Here is a 23402-nt window from a genome sequence, read left to right on the forward strand (position 1 = left end):
GTTCAGGCCTGATCGACTTTTGTCACACTCTCTTAATCATTAACTTGGTGTTTCATTGGAGGACTGGGCTTCGAGTTGAACTTTAACTTCCACTGGCCGGCCTTCGCGGTAGACTTCTACAGTTACTGTAGCGGTTGGATCCGTGCTGTAAAGTTTTTGACGGAGTTCGACCGTAGAATTAACCGCTTCGCCATTGAATTTAGTAATCACATCATAAGGCTTGAGCCCTGCCTTGGAAGCTGGTGTGTTGGAAATAACATCCATAATCACCACACCGTTTTCAACTTCTTTTGGTAGCTTGAGCAAGTTTTCTTGTTGGTCTAACGGGATTCGACGCAGGTCGGTCATTTGTACCCCAAATTTAGGGCGAATGACTTTCCCGTTTTCTTCTAACTGGGCGATAATTTTTTGGACTTCATGGCTTGGAATAGCGAAGCCCATGCCTTCAACATTGGCAGTAGAGATCTTCATGGAATTGATCCCGATAAGTTGGCCAGCTGAATTAACTAGGGCCCCACCCGAGTTCCCAGGATTGATGGCGGCATCCGTCTGAATGGCATTGACCTGCCAATCGGCACTCCCATCTTGGTCCAAGTCCACAGGTACCTGGCGGTCAAGACCTGAAATAATACCGTAAGTCACCGTTGAAGCAAAATCTGAGCCGAGTGGAGAACCGATGGCAATGGCTGGTTCCCCTACCGATAAGGCGCGTGAATCGCCAAATTGTGCGACTGTATGCGCATATTCAGCTGGAATCGACAAGACAGCTAAGTCGGTAAACTTATCGGCCCCGACTAATTTAGCTGGAACTTGCTCGCCTTCACTGGTAATAATTTCAATCGCATCCTGGCCATCGATGACATGGTTATTGGTCACGATATAAGCCCGATCGCCTTCCACTTTATAGATGACCCCTGAGCCCTCAGAGGCTGTCGTATACTGTTCTTCGGGGGTTTGGGCGGATTGGCTACCTGGATTCTTAAAACCAAAAAGATCATAAAGTTCACTATTTGAAGTGTCTGCCAGGTTAACGACAGAAACAACAGAACCTTTGACCTTGTCGACGATAGCGGAAACATCGGTCGTTATATTGACTGACGCTTCTTCTTGGGTCCCACTTGCTTTACTGGCTTGTCCCTGATCTTTCTTGGCTAATTCCTTATGAACAATCTCTTCTACCTCGTCCTGTGAAGTCACTTGGTTGAAAGCGCCACTCGCATAGCCGACACCTCCGACTAAGCTTGCGCCAATTAAGCCTCCCACGATAGCTGGTGTCCATATTTTCTTGAGTGATGATTTATTTTGATTTTCCTCAGGCATTTAGCTACCCCCCTAACTCTCATTTTTTGCTTTATTTTAGGTGATAATTATGAAATCTTTGTGAAATTTATTATGGCTATTTTATAAAGTCAATAGGTCGCTTGCCTCATCGGGATGGGTATTGTGGATGTGAAACTGGTCATTGACCCCCAAATCATGGTCTCTTAGAACAGAAGTCACTGTCTGCATGGCCAGCTCGGGTAAGTTATTGTCCTTGGAAAGATGGCCTAGGTAAACATGCTGGGTCTTATCTCCAATCATTTCTGACAAGGCTTCAGCTCCTGCTTCATTGGACAAGTGCCCACTATCGCTTAAGATCCGCTGTTTCAAATGCCAAGGATAGCGTCCCATCCTCAACATATCAGTATCGTGGTTACTCTCCATCAGATAAGCATCGCAATTCCGCAAGAAGCCGCGTTGGCGGTCGCTGACATAGCCAAGGTCAGTCATCATCGCAAATTGCTTATTGTCCTTCTGGAAGGCATAGAATTGGGCCTGGGCCGCATCATGACTCACCCCAAAGCTCGCCACATCCAAATCTCCGAAAGTTAAAAGCTCCCCTGGCTCCATCACGAAGCGCTGCTCGAGAGGAATCTTCCCACACTTGTCGCCAATGGCTAGCCAGGTCTCTTCATTCGCATAGATTGCCAGCTTATAGCGGCGGGCTAAGACCCCTAGGCCCTTGATATGGTCACTATGCTCATGGGTCACAAAGATCGCATCTATATTATGCATGGACCGACCGATACTGGCCATTAATTGTTCAATCTTCTTCCCGCTCAGACCAGCATCAACGAGAATTTCACGCTGGGGAGTCTGGACATAGGTCACATTCCCGGAGCTGCCACTGGCTAACATCGAAATCCGCATTGAAAAATCTTCTGAACTCATCATAACATCCCTTCTCAGTGATAATGACTAAGTAAGCCCTATAAAAAAGTCAGGGCAGACGTCAGTTTTAAGGAGTGCTTATGGTCCTGCCCTCCTCCACTCGGTCTCCCCTGAATGGTTCTCGCTTTTATTTCCAAATCATATCACTTAATTTTTTATCGTACAGGACGTCCGGCCAGTTCTGAAGCTGGCGCGGTAAACGTCCGCTAGCTACTAGTTTATTATAGTACAAAGCATTGGTCCCTGTAAACCAAGAGAGCAAGTAAAGCTGGCTTAGCTCTCTTTCGGATCGATTGATCTCTTGGTCAGTCCATTCCTTCTTGGTCAAATAATGGACTAATTTTTTGATGGCGCGCCGTTTAAAGAGAGCCTGGGATGTATAGATCGGCAAAGCGCGTCGGTAGAAAACCAGGGCCAAAAGCAGACAAAGGCCGTAGACGATGAGGGCCCCATAAGAGGTATCCATCTCTAGCATCAAGAGCAGGGCAGCTAGTGTTGCTGCCATAGCTAAGATTAAATAGCCCACAAGCAGGAGCCGGTACCACTTATTGCGGCCAGAGACGGGAAAAGACTCGGTTTTTACCCTCTTAAAGGCTTTAGCCTGGGCTTTGGCTAAGGAGCCTTTAAGAGACCTATCAGCTAATAAGTCGGAAACATAGAAGCTTTGCCCCTCTCCTAACTTTTGCCCTGCAGTCAACAAGGCCTGGTCCTGGCCCCTGGCGGCCTGATCAGCTTGGCGAACGACCAATAAGTCCACTTTTTTCTTGCCTGCTGGAGCTTGGGCCACTAGATCTATCAAGCCATCCTGGTACAAGCTAAAGAGGCTGCCATAAAAGCGCTCCTTAGCCCTTGCTTTAGAGTCCAAAGCCAAGACTTGGTAGGGATGGACTTGGTCTAAGGCTAAATGGCTGGCCGGTGCTGTTTGGGCTAAACGGTGCTTATCCCGGCCTAGGAAATAAGCTAGAATAATTAAGAGGATTGCCAAGAGAGCTGCCATACCCCAAATAAAGGCCGATTGGCGTCTGAGCTTGCTGGCTCTTTGCGCGGCTTCTTGGTCCATCTCTTGAACGATGGACTGGCCCTTGCTTTCAGGGCCTACTGTCGGATTGTTGGCCAAGACTTGAGAAGGAATATAGGCTTCCAGAAGAATGCTTTCGCCTGCTCCCTTATCCCGGACTTGGATCTCTAACTCCTGGTCATTGACCCAGCGCCAGTGGGTCTTCTGCTGGGGAGTCGTTAAGATCTGAGCATCCTGGGCCTTGACGGGCTTAGGAAATTTCAAGCGGATGCGGGCTTCGTCCACAGTCCCAGGCGCTGATAGGAGGGGTAAGCTCAAGATCGCATAGTTGCCATAGTTCGTCCAAGTTCGGTTGATGGTGGACTGGTAGCGAGCAATCTGCTGACTGTCGCTCATCTTGTTGAAAACATTGACCTGGAGCATGCTATCATCCTGTTGGGCAAAGAAGGTGCCAACTTCGTGAGAATCGCTCAAGGCAAAGGGAAAGGCGGACTTGGCATCGGCACTCCGCATGTCAATCTTCAAACTCTCCACTTCCCCCACATCGCCTAGGGCAATTTGGTGGCGGAGCTGGTCCACTTGACCTTGGATATCATAAGTGATTACTTCATTTTGTTTAATCACGCCATGTTCATCCGTTGCCAGTTCGACTTGATAATCTGTAATCTTCAGCTCCTTAGCTTGAACGGGGCCAGCCAGGAAGAGCCCTAGCCATAAAACTAAGATGCTAAAGCCTATTTTGAGATAAGTTTTGATCATGGCTGCTCCTTCCTAGGTCCCGGTATTGGTGGTCTGCGGTTGAATAATTGTCCTATTGATACCATCCACATATTCTGTTTCAATTTCATCATCACTGTGTCTGATATAGATGGTCCAAATGGGTTTGTACATATGAAGCTGGTCTAAGGCTAAGCTGGTCCGGTAGCCAATCTTAACCTTAACTACCGTTGCCTTATTGGGAATCTCATCATTGAGGTAGAGGTTCTCAATCGCTTGCTTCTCAGAAATTAAGGGGCGGTCTTCGCCCTGGACTTGGGTCTCCCCAGCATAGCTCTGCTCATAGGCGTCGACTTCCTGCTTGTCATTAAGGTGGAAGATTAAGTCCCCAGTCCCATCAATAATACCGTGGCCGTCATAGGCTTCTTGGTAGTAGGTAATGGTCGACTTGCGGGGATTATAATAGGCGAACTGGTAATCCTTACCATTTAAAAGCTGCGAGCTGTCTTTAAAGTCATTGACTTCTTTAAAATCACTGACAGACCAGGCATCTTCTGCCGTTCCTTTTTGGAGACTAGCGACCGGAATAGGCCGGTCTAATTTACTAAAGAGCCGGCCCTTGGAGTCCACCGTCACTTCCTGGTCCGTTAACTTCTCAGCCTCTTCCTGCCAGGCTTCTAAGTCTAATTGACCAGCAACGAAAGGCAATTCCCCCGTCTCATCTGACACCGAGGTTTCTGTTAGCTCTTCCAGATTCATTTCCTTCTGCACGCTAGGGGCTGTGGACCGGTTATAGTCATTGAGAAAGTAAACGGAATTCTTTCCCACAAAGATATTCAATAAGAAAAGATCTAAAATTAAGAAAGCCACAATGAGTATGTACTGTATACGTCTAAAATCCATGACTTTCCTCCTAATCTTCTTGTTCTTGATCAAGCGAAATATCTTCAGATTCTTCGCCAGTTTCGCGGTCCTTGTGATCGGTGAGTCCCTGCATATTGATATTTTCTTTAGTGTCTAGGTGGATGGTCTGGAGGTCCTTGTACTTGGACATATCCACCAAGTTATCCAACATATGCCAGCGTCCCTTCAGCTTGACATGCCAACTAGGCACTAATTCCACCAGGGCATTGGACTTATCGCTTCTCACCCAACGGTAGCCGAGTTGGATCATATCAATCTCCTGGGTCGAATAGTTATTCTCTGCCAGTATTCTAACGACATCCTTGCCGCTCATTAGCCGGACGGGTGCCGACAAGGGCGTCACAGGCGTTTGAATAGTCAAAGCTGACAGGTTCAGCCCTAGTAAGCCCTGGTCAGAGATCTTTAGCTTGATCTTCGACACATTGTGGGGCCCGAAGACAGGGAGGCCCGCAATAAATTTACGGAAGACGATCTGCTGGTTTTGCCCACTAAAGTCCGTAAACTTCCAAGAATCATAAGCAGGTTGGAAGTCTTTTAACAAGTTAAAGCTCTCTTGGATGGCTTCATCCTGCTGGAGGGCTTCCCCATCGCTACCGTCACTCGCATAGACCAATTCCAAGGTATTATTGTCCAAAAGCAGGCTCTTACCATCGGAAAAATAGCGAGAATAGTTAGCATCACTATAATCATGAATATTCTCCGGTGAAGGAAAGAGCTTGTTCAAGTAGAAATTAATCGGTTGCCGCTCAACCATATAAGTCAGGATATCCAATTCTTGAGCTTCCTTACTTAAATAGATGCGCCCTTCTCGGCACTCAAAGGGTTGGACGGCATAAAAAGTCGACTTATCCTGGTTGAGCTGGTCTTGGATGGTTTGGATGGGGCCTTCTTCTTGGGCCTCCACGGTAAAAGCCTTGTCGTTTTTTTCACTCAATAAATAAATTTTGGGATCGTCGACTGTCATAATAATCCGGTCAAAGACATAATCGCGGTGGGATTTATCGAGTTCAGGCGCCCCTTTAAGCAAGAAGGCCATGGGGATTTCATCCGAGAATTCAAATTCCACAAAATCTTTCTTATCGATGGCTTGGCGGAGGTCTTCCGACTCCTCTTCTTTAATCTTCCCGGCATCAATGGTCTTCGACAAGTCAAAGAGAGGCTGGGTCAGCTGCTTAATCAGGGCGGGGTTGAAAGATTTCACATAACCTTCTTCCTTAGTGTGACGCACCACGGACTTAGGCGAGAAGACAACCTGTAAGGGAGCTGAACTAGGCTGGGTCACATTGAGTGTCCCAGTAGCCACTTGCTGTTGGTCTTGGTCTTTATTTTGTCCAAAGCCTGGGAAGGCATTGAAGACCCGAAAAGTCGGACTAAAGATAGCAAAAGTTGCTAAGAGGCTAAAGGCAACGAGTAAGATCAAAATGATATTAACAAAACGTCCCCAATGTTTTCTCATTCGCCCCACTCATCCTCTCCATAGAATTCAACATAAGGGAGACTGACAAAGAAGGTCGACCCCTTATTCTCAATACTGTTGACCCAAATGCGGCCATGGTGCATCTCAATCACTTCCTTGGCGATGGCTAAGCCCAGACCAGTCCCACCTTGGGTCCTGGACCTGGCCTTATCTACCCGGTAGAAGCGGTCAAAAAGATGAGGAATGCTCTTCTGTGGCACGCCCAATCCTTGGTCCTGGACACTGAGGGTGACTTCATTGTGGGTCGACATCAGCCGAACCGTAATCGTTCCGCCATCCGGTGAATACTTAATGGCATTATTAATAATATTATCAATGACCTGGGTCATTCGGTCCTGGTCAATCTCGACAAAGTAATCATCCCCTGCCAATTCACGGACAATGGTAAAGGAACGGTCAGTCCCAAATTGCCCAGACTGCATCATCATATCGAAACGGTCGAGGACACGGGAGACCAGGGCCGTAAAGGAAACCAGTTCAAAGTTCAATTGCTCCTTACCCGAATCCATATTAGATAGGTGGAGGAGGTCGCCAATCATCCGGATCATCCGGTCGGTTTCGTTTTGGATAACGCCCAGAAATTCTACCGCCAGGTCTTGGTCAGCTATCGCCCCATCTGCCAATGCTTCACTATAAGACCGCACACTGGTCAATGGTGTCCTCAATTCATGGGAAACATTGGAAACAAATTGCCGGCGGTCGCGCTCAATCTTTTCCCGTTCGGTAACATCTGTCAAAACCCAGACTAGGCCAGAGATAAAGCCACTGTCCCGCTGGATGATCGAATACTCACCCTTGATCACCGATTCTTGGTCAGGGGTGGACATGTCGATTAGAATCTCGTCATTACTATCAAAGAGCTCACGGAAAGTATAGCGGTCCTGTAATTTGAGGACTTCCATAATGGAGTGACCCATCACTTCCTCTTCTGAGGCTGAGATAAAGTCCAGGGCCTTACGGTTGGTGAGGATAATCCGCCCCCGCCGGTCCGTTGCCATTACCCCATCGGTCATGTGCTTGAGCACCGAATCCAGACGCTGACGCTCCGACTCAGTGGACTCTTGAGCTTCCTTGACGCGAACAGACAGGTAGTTGATAGATTCCGCCAGGTTACCGATTTCATCGTCACTGTAAACCTGAACTTGTCCATTGAAGTCCCCATCCGCAATTTTCTCGGCTTGGTCCTTCATGGCCTTGAGCGGGCGGGTAATCCCGGTTGAAATCAAGAAGGCCAAGACGATAGTAAATAAGAGGGAAACAGCCGATGAGGTCAAATAGATGATAATAATGTTTTGAATCTGCCGGTAAACGCTCTCAATATTGACCCGCAGATTTAATACGCCGACCAATTGTCCCGAAGAATCCGAAGATAGGATAGGCGCCACATACTGTTTGACCCGGATATTCTGCTCGGCATCATAAATTTCACGCGAAGAAGCGGTATTATTGTAGAGGGTCTGGTCGATATCCTCCCTGGTCACCCGTTGACCCAAGTGTGCCTGGCTGTTGGGGCTGGAGCTCGCCACCAAAAAGCCATTGCGGTCCAAAATCTGAGACTCCAAGATATTATTAGAATTGAAGCGGTGAAAGATCGTATTTAGACGGTCCGCCTTCTCCTGGTTATCCAAGTTGTCATCATCCAATATGGGCCGGGCACTTTCCTCCAAGAAGCTCATCTGCACACTAACCTGCTCATCAAAAGAAGCTAGCATTTCAGATTCGAGCTGCTTGATAAAATAAGCCCCAATAATTTGGAGCGAGAGGAGCACCACAAGGATAAAGATCATCGGAATCTTAAAGAGGACCGATTTATAAAATGGGATGCCTTTCTTCGCCATGGCTTACTCCTGGTTGAGGTCTTGGATGAAGTAACCGACGCCCCGTCTAGTCATCAAAATTTCAGGATGGGAAGGTGACGTTTCAATTTTTTCCCGGAGTCGGCGGACTGTCACATCCACGGTGCGCACATCCCCGAAATAGTCATAGCCCCAAACAGTTTGCAGGAGGTGCTCCCGGGTCATCACTTGACCAATATGGCGGGCTAAGTAGTGGAGAAGTTCGAATTCACGGTGGGTCAACTCAATATCTTCCCCATTCTTAGACACCATATAGGCCTCTTCGTGGATGACCAAGTCACCTACTTCAATATTGTGGGTCTTTTCCTCCTTAGCTTCCGGTTCAGCTGCAATAGCTGAACGACGTAGGTTAGCCTTGACACGGGCAGAAAGCTCCCGGTTGGAGAAGGGTTTGGTCACATAGTCATCCGCCCCCATCTCAAGCCCTAGCACCTTGTCAATTTCATCGCTCTTGGCCGTCAGCATAATGATAGGGACTTGGCTCTCCTTGCGAATTTCCCGGCAAACCTCAATCCCATCTTTCTTAGGCAGCATGAGGTCTAATAAGATCAAGTCTGGTTCATATTCTTCAAAGTAATCCAAAGCCATCTCACCATCTGAGGCGACATAGGTCTCATAGCCTTCTTTTTCTAAATTATATTTGATGATATCAGATATGGCTTTTTCATCATCAACGATTAACACCTTTTTCATGTTTGCACTCCTTTAATTCATGAATTAACAGACGATTCAAGCGCTTTTTTCATTAATCTATTATACCTTGAGCCCAGCTAAAGTTCAATTCTTCACCCGGAGCCAAGGACTCTCCTCCCATGATAGCACAAAAAAGTCCATCGGTTTGCTTGGCAGATCACCAGCCGATGGACTATATATAGAAAAAAAGTCGAGCGGGGTAGGTCTCGACTTTTTTGATTCAAATCTTATTGATAAGCTTGCATGCTTACTGCGAAGTTTGGTGCAAAGTATTGAACGTTAGATTCTGTTACAGTTTGGCCTGGAGCAGGTGCGTGGATGTAGCCCCCTTGGCTGTCAGTAGCAAGCGCTACGTGGTAACTAGAACCATGGTTCCCCCAGAAGTAAAGGTCGCCAGCTTGAGCTTGGCTAACAGCGATAGTTGGACCAGCTGATTCTTGAGGAACTGTCCAGCCACCGATGTCTTGGCCAGTTGCTTCACGGTAAACATAGTTAGTGAACCCTGAGCAGTCAAAGCCGTTAGGTGTCTTACCGCCCCATACATAAGGAACACCAGTGTATTGACGAGCAGTTGCTACGACATTTTGGTTTCCTTGCTTATTTTGTTGGGCTTGTTGTTGCTGTTGTTGTTGAGCTTGAGCAGCTTCCTGTTGACGTTGAGCTTCAGCTTGTTGAGCCTCTTGTTGACGTTGAGCTTCGGCTGCTTGAGCTTCTTGTTGACGCTGAGCTTCAGCTGCTTGAGCTTCTTGTTGGCGTTGAGCTTCGGCTGCTTGGGCTTCTTCTTGGGCCTTGGCTTCAGCTGCTTGAGCTTCAGTTTGAGCCTGTTCTTGGTTATGGCTTGCTGGTTGGGCAACTACTTCTTCTTGAGCTACTTGATTAGCAGGTTGAGCCACAACTTCTTCTTTAGCAGGTTGAGCGATCACAATTTCTTCAGCGTCTTCTGGAGCAGTTTGGTAAGCAGCTGCTGGAGCTTCTTCTGCTGGAGCTTCTTCTACTTCAGGATAAAGTACAAGAACTTGGCCAGCGTAAATAAAGTCGCTAGATAAACCATTCAAGGCACGCAAGCTTTCAACGCTAGTTCCTGCAGCTTGAGCAATTGCTGGAAGGGTATCCCCTGCCTTAACAGTATAGGTATTGCCGTTAATGGTAATCACATGAGCTTCTTTTTCAACAACAGGAGCTTCTGTAGCTACTGTGTCAGCAAGTACTTTACCATTTTCTGCTTGATCAGCTTGGGTATTTTGAGCCGCTTCAACTTGACCCTTAACCTTTAATTGCTGACCAACTAAGATGAGGTCCCCGCTGATTTGGTTTAATTGACGGAGAGCGTCAGCCGTTGTATTGAACTTAGCTGCGATTTGGTTTAAAGTGTCACCAGCTTGAACGTGGTAAACAGCATCTGCAGCTTGACTAGCAGCTTGGCTAGCTTGAGTGTCGATTTTAACCGTTTCAGTTGGGATATTGAATTGTTGGCCCACTAAGATATGGTTAACATCTTTAATATTGTTTTCTTTAGCAATAGCGTCAACGCTTGTTCCGAAGCTATTTGCAATAGCTGACAAGGTGTCGCCGGCATTTACTTTATATAATTCATCAGCAGACGCGGTCTGTGCGAAAGCTAGTAAAGCTGTGGTCGTTGCTAATGAAGTTCCTACCATAGTTTTCAATTTAGTCATTTAAATTTTACCCCCTGAGTTTTACTCAAAATTTAATTCTCTATTATTATAACCATCTTTTCCCCAAATTGGGATAACAGTTAGATTACAAATTATTTCACTTTGTTGCAAAAAAAGTCTTGACGGCTTTTAAATAATATGCGGATAAAGCTGATGACAGCCTCTTTTCCCTGCTCTAAGCTTTTAAAGGTCTTTATTAATTTTTACAAATTCTTACTAAACGCTTTGAAATTCAAAGAAAATTCACTCTTTTGTAACATAACTGTAAACTTAACCTCTAATTTTTTGCTTGTCTATGACTTAGCCCCGGGCTAGCCAGAAGATGGTCGCGAGAACGAGGATAATGAAAACTGCTAGGAAGAATTTAGGATATCGTTTCTGCATGGCGCATCCTTTCTATAAGTCGACTTCAAGATAAATTGGCGTGTGGTCCTGACGGTCACCAGAATGAATCATTTCCGATTTTTGGACCTGGTCTTTGAGGCGGTCGCTGGTCAAGAAGTAATCGATCCTCCAACCAGAATTATTGATTTTACTGGTTTTGACACGTTGGGCCCACCAAGAGTAGACCCCTTCCACATCGCCATGGAGGTAGCGGAAGGTATCCGTAAAGCCGCGGTCTAACAAGCGCGTAAAGCCTTGGCGTTCTTCATCTGTAAAACCAGCTGAACGTCGGTTGTTCTCAGGATGGGCCAGGTCAATTTCCTGGTGGGCGACATTATAATCTCCCGTCGCAATCACCGGCTTGTCTTCATCCAAACTAGCTAGGTAGTCGGCATATTTTTGGTCCCAAACTTGACGGTCCGCTAGACGTTTAAGGCCATTCCCTGCATTTGGGGTATAGACTTGGTTGAAATAAAAGTCTTCAAATTCTAGGGTAATCAGCCGGCCTTCCTGGTCCATGGTATCCGGTGCTTGGATTTCGGGATAGCTAATAATAGGATCTAAAGCTTCCTTAAAGAGGACCATATTGCCAGCATAGGACTTGCGGGCAGGTTCAACCGATGAAACCCAGGCATAGCGATAACCGGGGAACCAGTCAGCCAAGGCTTCCTGGTGCTTCTTGGTCGGCCCCTTGCTCGATAGCTTGGTCTCCTGGATGGCAATAACATCTGCCTCATAAGTCTGGATAGTCGCTAAGACATCCCGGGACATTTGAGCGCGGTTCGAATCACTCGTAAGTGCTGCATTCAGCGAATCAATATTCCAAGAAATAAATTTCATCATTTAAAATAACTCCTTCGTGTAATCGTGCATCCAGTTTAACATAAAATTCTCCACCCCTTCTAATTAAAGCTCGAACAGAACTATGTTAAACTATTTACAAAGGAGGGCGTTTGATATGCGACTCTGGCACCAGGACCTGATTCCAGCCTTACCCCGCCAACAGCTCCTAGGCCAGCACCGAGAGTGTGCTGCACTGCGTGGAGGCGGCTGGGGGAAGAAACACGCAACGGTCGACTATGTTTTTAACTATTCCCCCTACCGGCTCTATGCCTACCACCAGCTCGTTATCGGTGAAATGAAGGCTCGGGGCTACCATCCTGACCCAGCTTGGGAAGATAAGAATTATCGGGGCAAGAAGTGTGCGCCCTACTCTAATTTAGAAGCAGTTCCTATCAGCCAGCCCATCTTTCCCGAACACGATGCGGCTTATATGGACGAGTGCCTAGCTAACCTCAGAAATAAGGGGATCAAACTTTAAGTTAGCCTTTGACACATCAAGCAGCTCATTTATTTGGAAGAATACCATACAAAGCCCCTGCTTTTAACAGCAAGTGTTGAGCAGGGGCTTTGTATGGTATTAGTCTGTTTCAGTCTCTGGTACTCAATCTTAGTCTTGAGGAGCCGCATCTTCACCAAATTCTTCTTGACCAATTTCAGTCACTTCATCATATAGTTCCTTATTATCCACACGCGATTCATCGTAAAGGTCGCGCATCTGGGCAGCGTCCTCCCGGTCAAAGTCATAGTCCTCCGATAAGCGCCGCTCCTCATGTTCCAGTAAACGTTCGCGAATGCCGCTCTCTTTATGAATGTGGCGGTAACGTAGGCCCCATTGGATGATTAATAGGGCAATCACGAAGAAGCCACAATAGCCAATAAAGGGGAAGAGATAGGCCACTAAGGTTTCAAAACCAATAAAAGAAAGGACAAAACCAACCGCTACTAAAAAAATCATATTGCGGCTGAATTTTTCTGGTTGGGCTCTCGACACCCGCTTGGCTAGGGCATAGTAGGTTCCGATGGCTGTATTGTAAATCATACCAAAGATAATCAGCGCCATGACCAAGCCCAGCGTTGGATTAATAGCGTTGAAGAGGGCTAAGAGGGGCATGGATGACCCTGCCACCTGGTCGATATTCAAGCTAATGGAGAAGAAGGAAGCGAAGAGGAGGGCACCAACCAAGAGGCCTCCGAAGAGCCCGCCAAAACCTGCCTGCTTGGGACTGTACTGTTCCCCACCAATCACAACTGCCATGGACAAGGCTAGCATCAAGGCCAGGCAGGAATAATTCAGAGTCGAAATCAACCAATTCGGCAGAGTCGTCGGTTGACTAGCTGATAGTGCCATCGCCTCCTCAAAGGTCAGAGGCTGTTGGATCAGGGTATGGATAAGGATCCCAATCAGAAAAACAATGACAAAAGGCGTAATGGCACCAATCAAAGTCGTCACTCGGTCCACATCCATATAGGCAGTGACTATAACCAGGCCCGACAAGATCAAGGCCCCCACCCAGATGGGCAAGCCGAACTGCTGGTTGAGATTAGTCCCCGCTCCCGCAATCATAATAAAGCCCGTACAGAAGAGATTCATATTAATGATAAAATCAATAATTTTTGACACCAGGGGCGAAGAAATATGGTTGAAAAGTTCGCTGTGCTCCTGGGCCTTGTAGTAAGAGCCAAACTGAAGGAGGACGATCCCCCCAATAACAAAGAGGCATGCCGACAGGGCCACACCCCAAATTCCCTCTTTGCCAAAACTAACAAAGTACTGCAGCATCTCCTTACCACTCGCAAATCCTGCCCCAATGATAACACCCAAGTAGGCTAGGCCGATGTGGAACATATTTTTTATTTTAGCATCCATAGTAAGCCCTTTCCCTTCATTAACATTAACGTTTTCTTTACTTTAATTATAATGGCAATTTATTTTAATACCAGTAATAAGGGCAGGACTCTCTTTGGAAAAAGTGTTTGACCTATTATTTAGACGGACCCACTAGCAAGCCAGCTATCGCTTAATAAACAGGACATCCGATTTTAAAATGAGGCAAGAAAAAAACTCCCCTGTCCAAGACAAGGGAGCTATTTGAATCAGTCTTAACGCTTATCTAATTCTTCTTTAAGCAATTGGTTGACAACTTGTGGGTTGGCTTGACCGCGCGTTTCCTTCATAATCTGACCAACTAAGAAGCCCATTGCTTTCTTCTTACCAGCTTGGTAGTCTTCCAAGGATTGAGGGTTGGCATCAATGACGTCGTTAATCATTGGCACTAATTGTTCAGGATCAGAGATTTGAACCAGTCCTGCTGATTCAACATAGGCCTTAGCAGACCCGCCCTCTTCAGCGAGGTGTTTGAAGACTTTCTTCCCGATCTTGCTAGAAATCGTCCCGTCTTGGATAAGTTGGATCATTTCCGCTAAGTTATCAGCTGTTAAGCCGATTTCGTCAAGGCTCTTGGCATTATCGTTTAGGTAGGCAGAGACTTCGCCCATCAACCAGTTCGACGCTTGCTTCGGATCGGCGCCCGCAGCTAGCGTGGCGTCGAAGAACTCAGACATTTCACGGGTCAAGGTTAAGACCTTGGCGTCGTATTCTGGCAGACCGAATTCTTCAATGTAACGTTTACGGCGTTGGTCTGGCATCTCAGGCATGTCAGCCTTGATTTGGTCTAATTCTTCCTGGCTCACTGTAAATGGAGGCAGATCAGGTTCTGGGAAGTAACGGTAGTCCGCTTCTCCTTCCTTAACCCGCATCAAGACTGTCTTGTTATTGGCATCGTCCCAACGTAGGGTAGATTGTAAGATTTGGTCACCGCTGTTAAGAACCTGAGCTTGGCGTTTCTCTTCATAAGCCAGGCCGCGACGCACATTGTTAAAGGAGTTCAAGTTCTTAATTTCGGTCTTAGTTCCGAAAGCTTCTTGCCCATAAGGACGGAGGGAAATATTCGCATCGCAACGCATCGAGCCTTCTTCCATCTTCACATCGGAAACATTGATAAACATCATGATTTCACGAATCTTTTCAAGATAGGCATAGGCTTCTTCAGGCGAGCGCATATCTGCTTCAGAAACAATTTCAACAAGGGGTGTCCCTTGGCGGTTTAAGTCAACCAGAGAGCCTTGGCCAGAGTGGATACTCTTCCCGGCATCTTCTTCCAAGTGGATTCGTTCAATCCCGATCCGCTTGGTCTCTCCATTGGCTTCAATATCGACATAACCATGTTCACCCAGTGGCTTATCTAATTGAGAAATTTGATAAGCTTTAGGGTTATCTGGGTAGAAGTAGTTCTTCCGGTCAAAGTATTGACGTGGGTTCACTTGGCAGTTTAAGGCCGTCGCAGCTCTTAAGCCATAATGAACAGCCTTTTTATTAGTGAAAGGCAGAACGCCTGGATAGCCCCAGTCCACCACATTGGTATTCTCATTTGGGGCAGCTCCGAAACTGGTAGGAGCACTAGAAAAAACTTTAGACTTGGTCTTTAATTCGACATGGACTTCCAGACCAATGACTGTTTCATAATTCACGCTGTTTCCTCCTATTCTGGGTGTTTACTTTGGTAGTCAGTTGCTTGTTCGAAGGCATAAGCCGTCTTGTAGAGCGTGGATTCATCGAAGTAGTTACCAATTAATTGGAGCCCAATTGGTAAGCCATCTTCATCAAATCCGGCTGGAACCGACATGCCTGGCAGGCCAGCTAGGTTGACCGGCACGGTTAAGAGGTCAGCCATGTACATTTGTAGAGGATCATCGACGCGCTCACCCAATTTATAAGCGGGTGTCGTGGAGACAGGTCCTGCAATGACATCATATTTTTCAAAGACCGAAGCCAGCTCTTGACGGAGTAGGTAACGCACCTTACCTGCCTTGTTGAAGTAGGCATCGAAGTAACCGGAAGAAAGGGCAAAAGTTCCCAGCATAATACGCATCTTAACTTCTGGTCCGAAACCTTCAGACCGTGTGCGCACATAGAGATCTTCTAGGTCCTTAACGTTTTCTGCTCGGTAGCCGTAGCGGACACCGTCAAAACGTTGGAGGTTAGAAGAAGCTTCTGATGAAGCGAGGATATAGTAAGCAGGAATACCGTACTTCAAGTGAGGAATGCTGACTCCTTCAACAATAGCCCCTAATTCTTCTAATTTAGCAATGGCTTGACGGACATTTTCTTGTACCTTTTCATCGACGCCTTCAGCGAAGAATTCTTTTGGTACAGCGACTTTGAGCCCTTCAATGCCGTCATCGAGGTTTTGGCTATATTTAGGTACTGTCAAGTCAGCTGTCGTTGAGTCGTGGTCATCATGGCCAGCAATGGCTTCGAGAATAATGGCATTATCTTCCACCGTCCGGGTCATTGGCCCAATCTGGTCAAAGGAGCTCCCGAAGGCAATCAGCCCCCAACGAGAAACCAGGCCATAAGTTGGTTTTAGACCAACAATCCCTGTGAAAGCAGCCGGTTGGCGGATAGACCCCCCAGTATCAGAACCTAGGGCCGCAACGACTTCGCCCCCAGCGACAGCCGCAGCTGAACCACCGGAAGAACCACCAGGAACCCGGTCGGTATCCCATGGGTTGCGGGTTTGACCGAAATAAGAAGTTTCCGTAGACCCGCCCATAGCGAATTCGTCCATATTTAACTTACCGATAATAATAGCACCAGCAGCTTCTAAGCGGTCGCAGACCGTTGAATTATAGACTGGAACAAAATTTTCTAACATCCGGGAAGCCGCTGTTGTCCGCAAGTTTTCCGTCACAATGTTGTCCTTAATCCCCAAAGGAATCCCTTGTAGGGGACGGTCGGTGCTGTAGCCGGCTTCATCACTCGCCTTAGCAGCTTCGAGTGCCGCTTCTTCATTCAGAGTGATAAAAGCATTGTAAGTTTCATCTAAAGCTTTGATGCGAGCGATGGTCTCTTCAACCAGTTCAACAGCTGTAATGTCGCCATCGACTAATTGCTGGTTCAGGCCACGGATTGTTTCCTCAAATCTCTTACTCATTAGGCATTGTCCTCACTTTCATCGATAACTGTTGGTACACCAATAAAACCATCACGAGGGGTTTGCGCATTCTTCAAGAGCACGTCAGCGCCAGGGCCTGGTACGGGCTCATCTTCGCGCAAGACATTTTCCAGATCAATCCCCCAGGTCATAATCGGCGTATCTGTTGTATCCACTTCCTCTAACTGGTCTACCATGTGGATAATATTTTCGAATTTGTCGGTAATTTTATCAATTTCCTCATCCGTAAAGGATAATTTTGCTAATTTTGCAACATGCTGAATTAAATCTTTGTTTACTTCCATGTTGTCGCCTCCTTAGTCGCTTACTTTATAACATTACATTTAGGTCAAAATTTGACTGAGCTGGTTGAGCAAAAGATGGTGGTTCAAGGCCACATCTTAACTGGAAAAGCTCCAGCAAAGACTGTCATCCTTCTTATTTTATCATAATCAGAAAAGGGTCACAACGGCAAGGATCCTACAAGTCTTTAGGAGATCATTTCATAAGTGAAGTTATTCTCGCCCGCTTGCCTTTCCATAATAGCACGTATGCCACTCGGTCCTTCCACGCGGATAGTAATACTTCCTCGATTGTTCCTAAAGATTGTATTGGCCGTGTTCATGGTATGTTGGACCAGGGCAACGAGCTCTGAATAGCCATCGAACTGGGTATTGATTTCAATATCAATCTGGCTCAAGCGGCCTTCTTCATATGTTCCTACCCCAGATATGCCACTCAGGCGAGGGAAGAAATCTTCAACTTCGGAAGTGAAACGCGCAAAGGCTACATTATCCTCCTCAGCTGCCGCATCGTCAACGCCGAAGACCAGGTGCTGGGTGTCATAGTTCTCCCAGTCCGAGAAGGCCGTCCCAGCTACCGAAACCACTTCTGAAGCATAAGATCCACCAGCTAAACTATCGGTAGGGCCATTGTAGAAGAGGGCCACTTGAATAGGAAGTTTGGCATATTTTTTATCCTTGCGAATCCGTGCCACCACTTCTTCTGCAATCTGCTTGCCATGTTCCAAGGCTTGGTCCTTGTCGATACTTATTTTTTCCTGGCTTTCTCCATTGCTGAAGGTATCTTCTGAATTGAGAGCCAAACCGATAGTGACTCCTTCCAGCTGGTAGTTATCCTCAGCATCTTTTTTCATGAAATTATATTCTAGAATACTGTTGAGATACTTAGGCTGGTAATCTTCTCGCTTATCCGAGGCACTGCCTTCGGGGTTGAGCCCCTCCGGATTGTCTTTAGTCTTAGCCCCTAGCCACTGGTTGGCCATTTCTCGTGTAATCAATTGACCTTCTTGGAAGTAATATTCTTCCGTCGAGAATTGCCCCTCTGCGATCCGGTAGAGGCCCTCTTCAAAGTTGCGTAGGTTGGCTTCTGAACTTGGCCGGGCCATCAAGCCCCGACTCTCGCTCATCTTATAATGGCCGTCTTCAATCGCAGCTGGGTAATGGTTAATGGAAAGAGCCGGGGCATCTTGTTCTTCAGCTTGCGAGGCTTGCCCACTGCTCTCCTGGGCCTGACCTTCCTCGGCCTGGTCTGGACCCTGGCAGCCCGCAAGAGCCAGGGCCAGACAGACGAGCAAGCCCAATTTATGGTGTAATCGTTTCATGACTCATTTTTCCCCTTATTATAAAAACTAGTTTCTCTTATTTTAGCATAATTCTCTGGCCAGGTCTTTAATCGAGACGGTCAACCATATCAGCTTCTGTAAAAATCGTCACATCCAAATCCTGAGCCTTAGTCAGCTTACTCCCTGCATCAGCGCCAGCAACGAGAATATCCGTATTCTTAGAAACAGACCCGGTTACCTTACCACCCAAGGCTTCGATGGCTGCCTTAGCTTCCTGGCGCGTATACTGGTCAAGCTTGCCGGTCAGCACCACTGTCTTACCTTGCCAGAAGGAATCCTGGTCGGCGACGCTTTCCGGGCTAGCACCTAAATAAGTCATATTGAGTCCACTTGCACGCAAGCGGTCAATCAAGGCTAGAACCTCATCATTTGCGAAGAATTCTTCAAGTGAGTCAGCGATAATTTCACCGATCCCATCAATGCTTAGGTAGGAGGCCTTGTCAGCTGCAATCAGTTCTTCCATACTAGGAAGATGAGCGGCCAGGTCTTTAGCGGCCTTGGCTCCGACATGGCGGATACCGAGGGCAAAGAGCAAGCGTTCCAGAGAATTCGCCTTGGAAGCCTCAATGGCCGTCAAGATATTATCAGCAGATTTATCGCCTACCTTATCGAGATCGAGTAAACTTTCCTTATCTAATTGGTAGAGGTCTGAAGGGTCGCCGACTAGGTCACGGTCATAAAGCTGTTCTAGTAAACGGGGGCCTACCCCACTGATATCCATGGCATTGCGGGATACAAAATGGTAGAGCTTCTCCTTGGCCTGGGCCGGACAAGCTAGATTCACACAGCGCAGGGCAACCTCATCCTCTAAATGGATCAAATCACTGCCGCAAACGGGGCAAGTTTCGGGAATTGCATAGGGCTGACTATCAGCTGGCCGTTCGTCTTCTAAGACACGGACCACTTCGGGGATGATATCCCCTGCCTTATGGATAATGATTTGGTCGCCCAAACGCAAGTCCTTGTCCTGGATCAAGTCGGCATTGTGGAGGCTGGCCCGCTGCACCGTTGAACCAGCTAAGAGAACAGGCGTCATCACCGCTGTTGGAGTGACGACCCCAGTCCGCCCTACCGTCCACTCAATATCCTTTAATTCGGTCTGAGCTTGTTCGGCTGGGAACTTGTAAGCAATGGCCCAGCGCGGTGCCTTGACGGTATAACCTAGAGCTTCCTGGTCTTCAAAACGATCCACCTTAATCACAATACCATCGATTTCATAGGCGAGTTCATGACGCTTCTCCTGGACCTCATCCACATAAGCCCAAACTTCTTCAGCTGTCTGACAGATCCGGTAATTAGGGTTAACCCGCAAACCCAGCTCGGGCAAACGGGCCAGGAGTTCAGACTGGCTAGAGACACCCAATGACTCATCAAAGACGCCGCTGTAAAGAAAGACATTCAGCTTTCTTTGGGCCGTGACCTTAGGATCGAGTTGGCGGACCGAACCAGCTGCCGAGTTACGGGGATTGGCAAAGGTGGCTTGTCCTGCCTCTTCACGCTGTTCATTCAACTGTTTGAAAGAAGCCTTGGGCATATAGATCTCCCCGCGCACTTCCAGGTCTTGGGCCTCCCGCAAGCGCATCGGCACGGCCGAGATCGTCTTCACATTCGCCGTAATATCTTCGCCTACCGTGCCATCGCCCCGGGTAGCCGCCCCTTGGTAGGCCCCCTCTTGGTAGCGAATCGAAACCGACAGACCATCAATCTTCATTTCACAAACAAAGCGGGGCATAAAGCCTAAACCCCGTTCCACAGAAGCCATGAAGTCTTCTAATTCCTGACGGTCGAAGACATCCCCCAAAGATAACATCGGCGTGGGGTGCTGGACCTTCTCAAAACGATTATCTAACTTATCCCCAACGCGTTGGGTCGGTGAATCAGCCTGAATATAATCTGGATAGCGGGCCTCCAAGTCCTCTAAACGTCGATAGGCTTGGTCGTAGTCCGCATCAGTCACGCTCGGTTGGTCTAAGACATAGTACTCATAGGCATAGTGGTTCAATTGCTCGGTCAATTTTCGAATTTCTTCTTTAGCATCCACTGGCTTTTGACCCCTCCTTCTTAAACTTTCTCAATCGGCGCAAAGGCTGCTAACAAGCGTTTGATTCCCTGCGCTTTAAAGGCAATATCTAATTCTTGGTCATTCCCCTCGCCGGTCACTTTGACAACGGTGCCTAGGCCCCACTTCTTATGCTGGGCCTTGTCGCCAACTCGCCAGGCGGTTTCTTGGTCAGCTGACTTGCTTTGACCTTGCGGCTTGTCAAAGACGGACCGCTTGGCTTCCTTGCCTTGTCGGTCGTAATAAGTCTGAGCCCCTGCCCGTTCCTGCTGCTTGCCTTTGAGGTAATTGCGGTAAGAACCGGCTTTCCTGGCTTGGCTCTGGCCAAAGTCGAAGGAAAAGCTGGTCGCTTGCTTAGCGGATTGGTCGAGATGTTCAGCATCGATCTCTTCAATGAAGCGTGAGGGGGCATGGGCTTCACGCTTACCATAGAGCATGCGACTGTAACTGTTGCTGAGATAGAGTTTCTCTTCAGCACGGGTAATCCCAACATAGGCCAAGCGCCGCTCCTCCTCTAATTCATCTGGGTCTTGAGCTGCCCGAGACAAGGGGAAGAGACCTTCTTCCATACCGATCATAAAAACAATAGGAAATTCCAATCCCTTAGCCGCATGGAGGGTCATCAGGGTCACCTGGCCGCTAGCGCTTTCTTCCTCTTCGCCTGTATCTGATACCAGGGAGAGGTCGGTGAGAAAGGCTAGTAAACGGTCTTCCTCAAGTTCAGGAGCCGCTAAATCTTCCTCATCCAATAAGCGGTCCAAGGTGTCATCGCCAAAGAGACTGATTGCCTCTTGCTTTTGAGCCGATGGTCCAGGACCTTCTGGCAATTGGATAGCTTCCGCTTGGACCGGCTGGCCTTGGTCATCAGCCGCCGCTGCTGCTTGCCGGTCGCCCGCTTCCTCCCGCCAACGCTTATCAAATTCATCCGCAACGGAGAGGAATTCCTGGATATTCTCCAAGCGTGTCTGAGCTTCCAGAGTCTTCTGATTTTCTAAGTCTTCCTGGTAGCCAGATTGGTCTAAAAGCTTCTCTGTTAGTTGGCGGATGCTGAGTTCAGCTCGTTCCTGGTTAAGGTCAGCTAGCATCTGCGCAAAATTTTTCAGCGATTTAGCTGCCTTACCTGAAATCGGTGCATAATCAACATGACCTGCTGCCTGCAAGAGGGTCAAGCCCTGGTCACTGGCAAAATGGCGCAATTTATCCAAGCTGCCTGGCCCTACGCCCCGCTTAGGTACATTCACTACCCGGGTAAAGCTGAGATTGTCTTGGGGATTAGCCAGTAAGCGTAAATAAGCTAGGATATCTTTAATTTCTTTGCGGTCATAGAATTTCAAGCCCCCGACAATGCGGTAAGGCAGGTTAGCCTTAACCAGGTTTTCTTCGACCACCCGTGATTGGGCATTGGTCCGGTAGAGGACAGCCACATCCTTGTATTGGTAGCCTTTTTGGAGGGCCTTTTTAATTTCTTCAATAACAAAGTAACTCTCATCCTGCTCCGTTTGTGCCCGGTAATAATGGATCTTCTCGCCTTGGTCATTGTCTGTCCAGAGATCTTTTTCTTTGCGCTTCTGGTTGCGACCGATCACGTTGTTAGCTGCAGCCAGGATCGTCTTAGTGGACCGATAATTCTGTTCCAAGAGAACGACTTTGGCTTCGGGATAATCTTTTTCAAAATTTAGGATATTCTCCATATTAGCCCCCCGCCAGCCATAGATGGACTGGTCGGCGTCTCCCACTACACAGATATTCTTGAAGTAAGCAGCCAATAGTTTAACTAGGCGGTACTGGGCTTCGTTAGTATCCTGATATTCGTCTACATGGATATATTGGAATTTCTGCTGGTAGTAGCGCAAAACCTCCTTCTGTTCTTCAAATAAGCGCACCGTATACATGATTAAATCATCAAAGTCCAAGGATTGAGCCGCCAATAATTGTTTCTGATAGGCTACATAGCACTTAGCCACGATATCTTCAATCAGGCCAGAATGCGTGTCAGCATACTGGTCAGGTGTCTGCAAATTATTCTTAGCATCCGAAATCTTACCCAAGATCATCCGGGGCTTGAACTTAGTCGTATCGATGTTGAGGTCTTTCATCACTTGTTTAATTAAGGTCTGCTGTTCAGCCGGATCAGCAATGGTGAAGGAACGCGAAAGCCCGATTGCCTCTGCTTCCCGTCTGAGGATGCGGACACACATGGAGTGGAAGGTTGCCACCCACATGGCCTCTGCGCCTTGACCAATCAACTGGTCCACCCGCTCGCGCATTTCTTTTGCGGCCTTATTGGTAAAGGTAATCGCCAGTAGGTTCCAAGGGCGGACATCCTTCTCGCTTAGAATATAGGCCATCCGATGGGTCAAGACCCGGGTTTTACCCGAGCCTGCCCCAGCCATAATCAAGAGCGGTCCTTCGGTACACTGTACAGCTTCTTTTTGTTTATCGTTGAGTCCTTGAATTAAATCTTCCCTGCTTGCCATCTTAGTCTCCCTTCACTAAATACTTCTCAAGTCTATCATTTATCCCTCGCCCCTTCAATCTCCAGGGACCCATCAAGACAAGAAAAAAGGCCTGATCAAAGGCCTTCTTTTGGGGTAGCTTTACTTTAGTTGGGTTCGAGGATGCAGAAAGGGCTCCTCTTCATAAAAGTCCGTCGAAGGCCTTCAGCCTTCTCTGTCCTTTTACTCCAGAGCTCCCTTTCTCCCGCATCCTCTCACACCCTGCTTAGTTGGGTTCAGGCTGGCAGCTTTCGTGTCACTTCACAAGTCTCCGCCGCAGTCTGGTTGACTACTCTGGTGACTTGCTCCAGTGAACGAAAGCTAAGCGCCAGCCTTCACACCCTTTTTTTAGTCGGGTTCGACTTGGCAGACTCGAAGTGATTTCACAAGTCAGAAACGAGCGAATGTTT

At 47.6% G+C, this 23402-nt stretch carries 17 protein-coding genes; 1 reads left to right on the forward strand and 16 read right to left on the reverse strand.

The genetic code is table 11. The features are described 5' to 3' along the window. Positions 1 to 39: 39 nt before the first annotated feature. From HMPREF3090_RS07830 to HMPREF3090_RS07870, 9 genes are all read right to left on the reverse strand, one after another. The gene (locus tag HMPREF3090_RS07830) at positions 40 to 1320 is read right to left on the reverse strand and encodes a S1C family serine protease (protein ID WP_067974810.1); all 1281 of its coding nucleotides are present in this window, start codon (positions 1318 to 1320) and stop codon (positions 40 to 42) included. An 81-nt stretch (positions 1321 to 1401) separates the two neighbouring features. Then, a complete protein-coding gene (locus tag HMPREF3090_RS07835; RefSeq protein ID WP_067974807.1) occupies positions 1402 to 2214 on the reverse strand; it encodes an MBL fold metallo-hydrolase in 813 nt (270 codons plus the stop codon). 124 nt (positions 2215 to 2338) lie between these two features. Beyond that, positions 2339 to 3988, reverse strand: a complete 1650-nt coding sequence (locus HMPREF3090_RS07840; RefSeq protein WP_070486413.1) for a DUF2207 family protein — start codon at positions 3986 to 3988, stop codon at positions 2339 to 2341. Positions 3989 to 4000: 12 nt separating this feature from the next. Beyond that, positions 4001 to 4849, reverse strand: coding sequence for a two-component system regulatory protein YycI (locus HMPREF3090_RS07845; RefSeq protein WP_070486415.1), 849 nt, complete (start codon positions 4847 to 4849; stop codon positions 4001 to 4003). A 10-nt stretch (positions 4850 to 4859) separates the two neighbouring features. Beyond that, entirely contained in the window at positions 4860 to 6326 is a 1467-nt protein-coding gene (locus HMPREF3090_RS07850; protein WP_070486417.1) for a YycH family regulatory protein, read from the reverse strand. After that, positions 6323 to 8185 (reverse strand): cell wall metabolism sensor histidine kinase WalK, encoded by a 1863-nt coding sequence (gene walK / locus HMPREF3090_RS07855; RefSeq protein WP_070486420.1) that lies wholly within the window; start codon positions 8183 to 8185, stop codon positions 6323 to 6325. Before walK ends, HMPREF3090_RS07850 begins: the two co-directional genes overlap by 4 nt. A 3-nt stretch (positions 8186 to 8188) precedes the next feature. Next, positions 8189 to 8896, reverse strand: coding sequence for a response regulator YycF (yycF, locus tag HMPREF3090_RS07860; RefSeq protein ID WP_067974791.1), 708 nt, complete (start codon positions 8894 to 8896; stop codon positions 8189 to 8191). Positions 8897 to 9123: 227 nt separating this feature from the next. Continuing rightward, a complete protein-coding gene (locus HMPREF3090_RS07865; protein ID WP_070486423.1) occupies positions 9124 to 10572 on the reverse strand; it encodes a C40 family peptidase in 1449 nt (482 codons plus the stop codon). A 396-nt stretch (positions 10573 to 10968) separates the two neighbouring features. After that, a complete protein-coding gene (locus HMPREF3090_RS07870) occupies positions 10969 to 11796 on the reverse strand; it encodes an exodeoxyribonuclease III (protein WP_070486504.1) in 828 nt (275 codons plus the stop codon). A 118-nt stretch (positions 11797 to 11914) separates the two neighbouring features. Here HMPREF3090_RS07870 and HMPREF3090_RS07875 point away from each other — a divergent pair, with 118 nt between their 5' ends. Then, a complete protein-coding gene (locus HMPREF3090_RS07875) occupies positions 11915 to 12277 on the forward strand; it encodes a TIGR02328 family protein (protein ID WP_067974786.1) in 363 nt (120 codons plus the stop codon). A 129-nt stretch (positions 12278 to 12406) separates the two neighbouring features. Here HMPREF3090_RS07875 and HMPREF3090_RS07880 read toward each other — a convergent pair whose 3' ends face one another. The 7 genes from HMPREF3090_RS07880 to HMPREF3090_RS07910 all read right to left on the reverse strand — a co-directional run bounded on the left by HMPREF3090_RS07880 (position 12407) and on the right by HMPREF3090_RS07910 (position 22974). Further along, on the reverse strand, positions 12407 to 13666 hold the full coding sequence (locus tag HMPREF3090_RS07880; RefSeq protein ID WP_083272434.1) for a YkvI family membrane protein: 1260 nt from the start codon (positions 13664 to 13666) through the stop codon (positions 12407 to 12409). Positions 13667 to 13899: 233 nt separating this feature from the next. Then, entirely contained in the window at positions 13900 to 15327 is a 1428-nt protein-coding gene (gene gatB / locus HMPREF3090_RS07885; protein WP_070486425.1) for an Asp-tRNA(Asn)/Glu-tRNA(Gln) amidotransferase subunit GatB, read from the reverse strand. A gap of 11 nt (positions 15328 to 15338) precedes the next feature. Further along, the gene (gene gatA, locus HMPREF3090_RS07890) at positions 15339 to 16793 is read right to left on the reverse strand and encodes an Asp-tRNA(Asn)/Glu-tRNA(Gln) amidotransferase subunit GatA (RefSeq protein WP_067974776.1); all 1455 of its coding nucleotides are present in this window, start codon (positions 16791 to 16793) and stop codon (positions 15339 to 15341) included. Further along, on the reverse strand, positions 16793 to 17098 hold the full coding sequence (gatC, locus tag HMPREF3090_RS07895) for an Asp-tRNA(Asn)/Glu-tRNA(Gln) amidotransferase subunit GatC (protein ID WP_067974773.1): 306 nt from the start codon (positions 17096 to 17098) through the stop codon (positions 16793 to 16795). Before gatC ends, gatA begins: the two co-directional genes overlap by 1 nt. 185 nt (positions 17099 to 17283) lie before the next feature. After that, entirely contained in the window at positions 17284 to 18417 is a 1134-nt protein-coding gene (locus tag HMPREF3090_RS07900; RefSeq protein ID WP_067974770.1) for a CamS family sex pheromone protein, read from the reverse strand. 67 nt (positions 18418 to 18484) lie between these two features. Next, the gene (gene ligA, locus HMPREF3090_RS07905; protein ID WP_067974766.1) at positions 18485 to 20479 is read right to left on the reverse strand and encodes an NAD-dependent DNA ligase LigA; all 1995 of its coding nucleotides are present in this window, start codon (positions 20477 to 20479) and stop codon (positions 18485 to 18487) included. A gap of 20 nt (positions 20480 to 20499) precedes the next feature. Beyond that, positions 20500 to 22974 carry a UvrD-helicase domain-containing protein gene (locus HMPREF3090_RS07910; RefSeq protein ID WP_070486427.1) on the reverse strand — a complete coding sequence of 825 codons (2475 nt, stop codon included), beginning with the start codon at positions 22972 to 22974 and terminating at the stop codon, positions 20500 to 20502. Positions 22975 to 23402: the final 428 nt, after the last annotated feature.

The sequence above is a fragment of the Aerococcus sp. HMSC23C02 genome, assembly GCF_001806805.1.
Lineage (GTDB): Bacteria > Bacillota > Bacilli > Lactobacillales > Aerococcaceae > Aerococcus > Aerococcus sanguinicola.

Excerpts from the sequence above, each read along its gene's own strand:
- HMPREF3090_RS07830 (WP_067974810.1), bottom strand. The coding sequence starts at position 1,320 with ATGCCTGAGGAAAATCAAAATAAATCATCACTCAAGAAAATATGGACA.
- HMPREF3090_RS07835 (WP_067974807.1), bottom strand. The coding sequence starts at position 2,214 with ATGATGAGTTCAGAAGATTTTTCAATGCGGATTTCGATGTTAGCCAGT.
- HMPREF3090_RS07840 (WP_070486413.1), bottom strand. The coding sequence starts at position 3,988 with ATGATCAAAACTTATCTCAAAATAGGCTTTAGCATCTTAGTTTTATGG.
- HMPREF3090_RS07845 (WP_070486415.1), bottom strand. The coding sequence starts at position 4,849 with ATGGATTTTAGACGTATACAGTACATACTCATTGTGGCTTTCTTAATT.
- HMPREF3090_RS07850 (WP_070486417.1), bottom strand. The coding sequence starts at position 6,326 with ATGAGAAAACATTGGGGACGTTTTGTTAATATCATTTTGATCTTACTC.
- walK (WP_070486420.1), bottom strand. The coding sequence starts at position 8,185 with ATGGCGAAGAAAGGCATCCCATTTTATAAATCGGTCCTCTTTAAGATT.
- yycF (WP_067974791.1), bottom strand. The coding sequence starts at position 8,896 with ATGAAAAAGGTGTTAATCGTTGATGATGAAAAAGCCATATCTGATATC.
- HMPREF3090_RS07865 (WP_070486423.1), bottom strand. The coding sequence starts at position 10,572 with ATGACTAAATTGAAAACTATGGTAGGAACTTCATTAGCAACGACCACA.
- HMPREF3090_RS07870 (WP_070486504.1), bottom strand. The coding sequence starts at position 11,796 with ATGAAATTTATTTCTTGGAATATTGATTCGCTGAATGCAGCACTTACG.
- HMPREF3090_RS07875 (WP_067974786.1), top strand. The coding sequence starts at position 11,915 with ATGCGACTCTGGCACCAGGACCTGATTCCAGCCTTACCCCGCCAACAG.
- HMPREF3090_RS07880 (WP_083272434.1), bottom strand. The coding sequence starts at position 13,666 with ATGGATGCTAAAATAAAAAATATGTTCCACATCGGCCTAGCCTACTTG.
- gatA (WP_067974776.1), bottom strand. The coding sequence starts at position 16,793 with ATGAGTAAGAGATTTGAGGAAACAATCCGTGGCCTGAACCAGCAATTA.
- gatC (WP_067974773.1), bottom strand. The coding sequence starts at position 17,098 with ATGGAAGTAAACAAAGATTTAATTCAGCATGTTGCAAAATTAGCAAAA.
- HMPREF3090_RS07900 (WP_067974770.1), bottom strand. The coding sequence starts at position 18,417 with ATGAAACGATTACACCATAAATTGGGCTTGCTCGTCTGTCTGGCCCTG.
- HMPREF3090_RS07910 (WP_070486427.1), bottom strand. The coding sequence starts at position 22,974 with ATGGCAAGCAGGGAAGATTTAATTCAAGGACTCAACGATAAACAAAAA.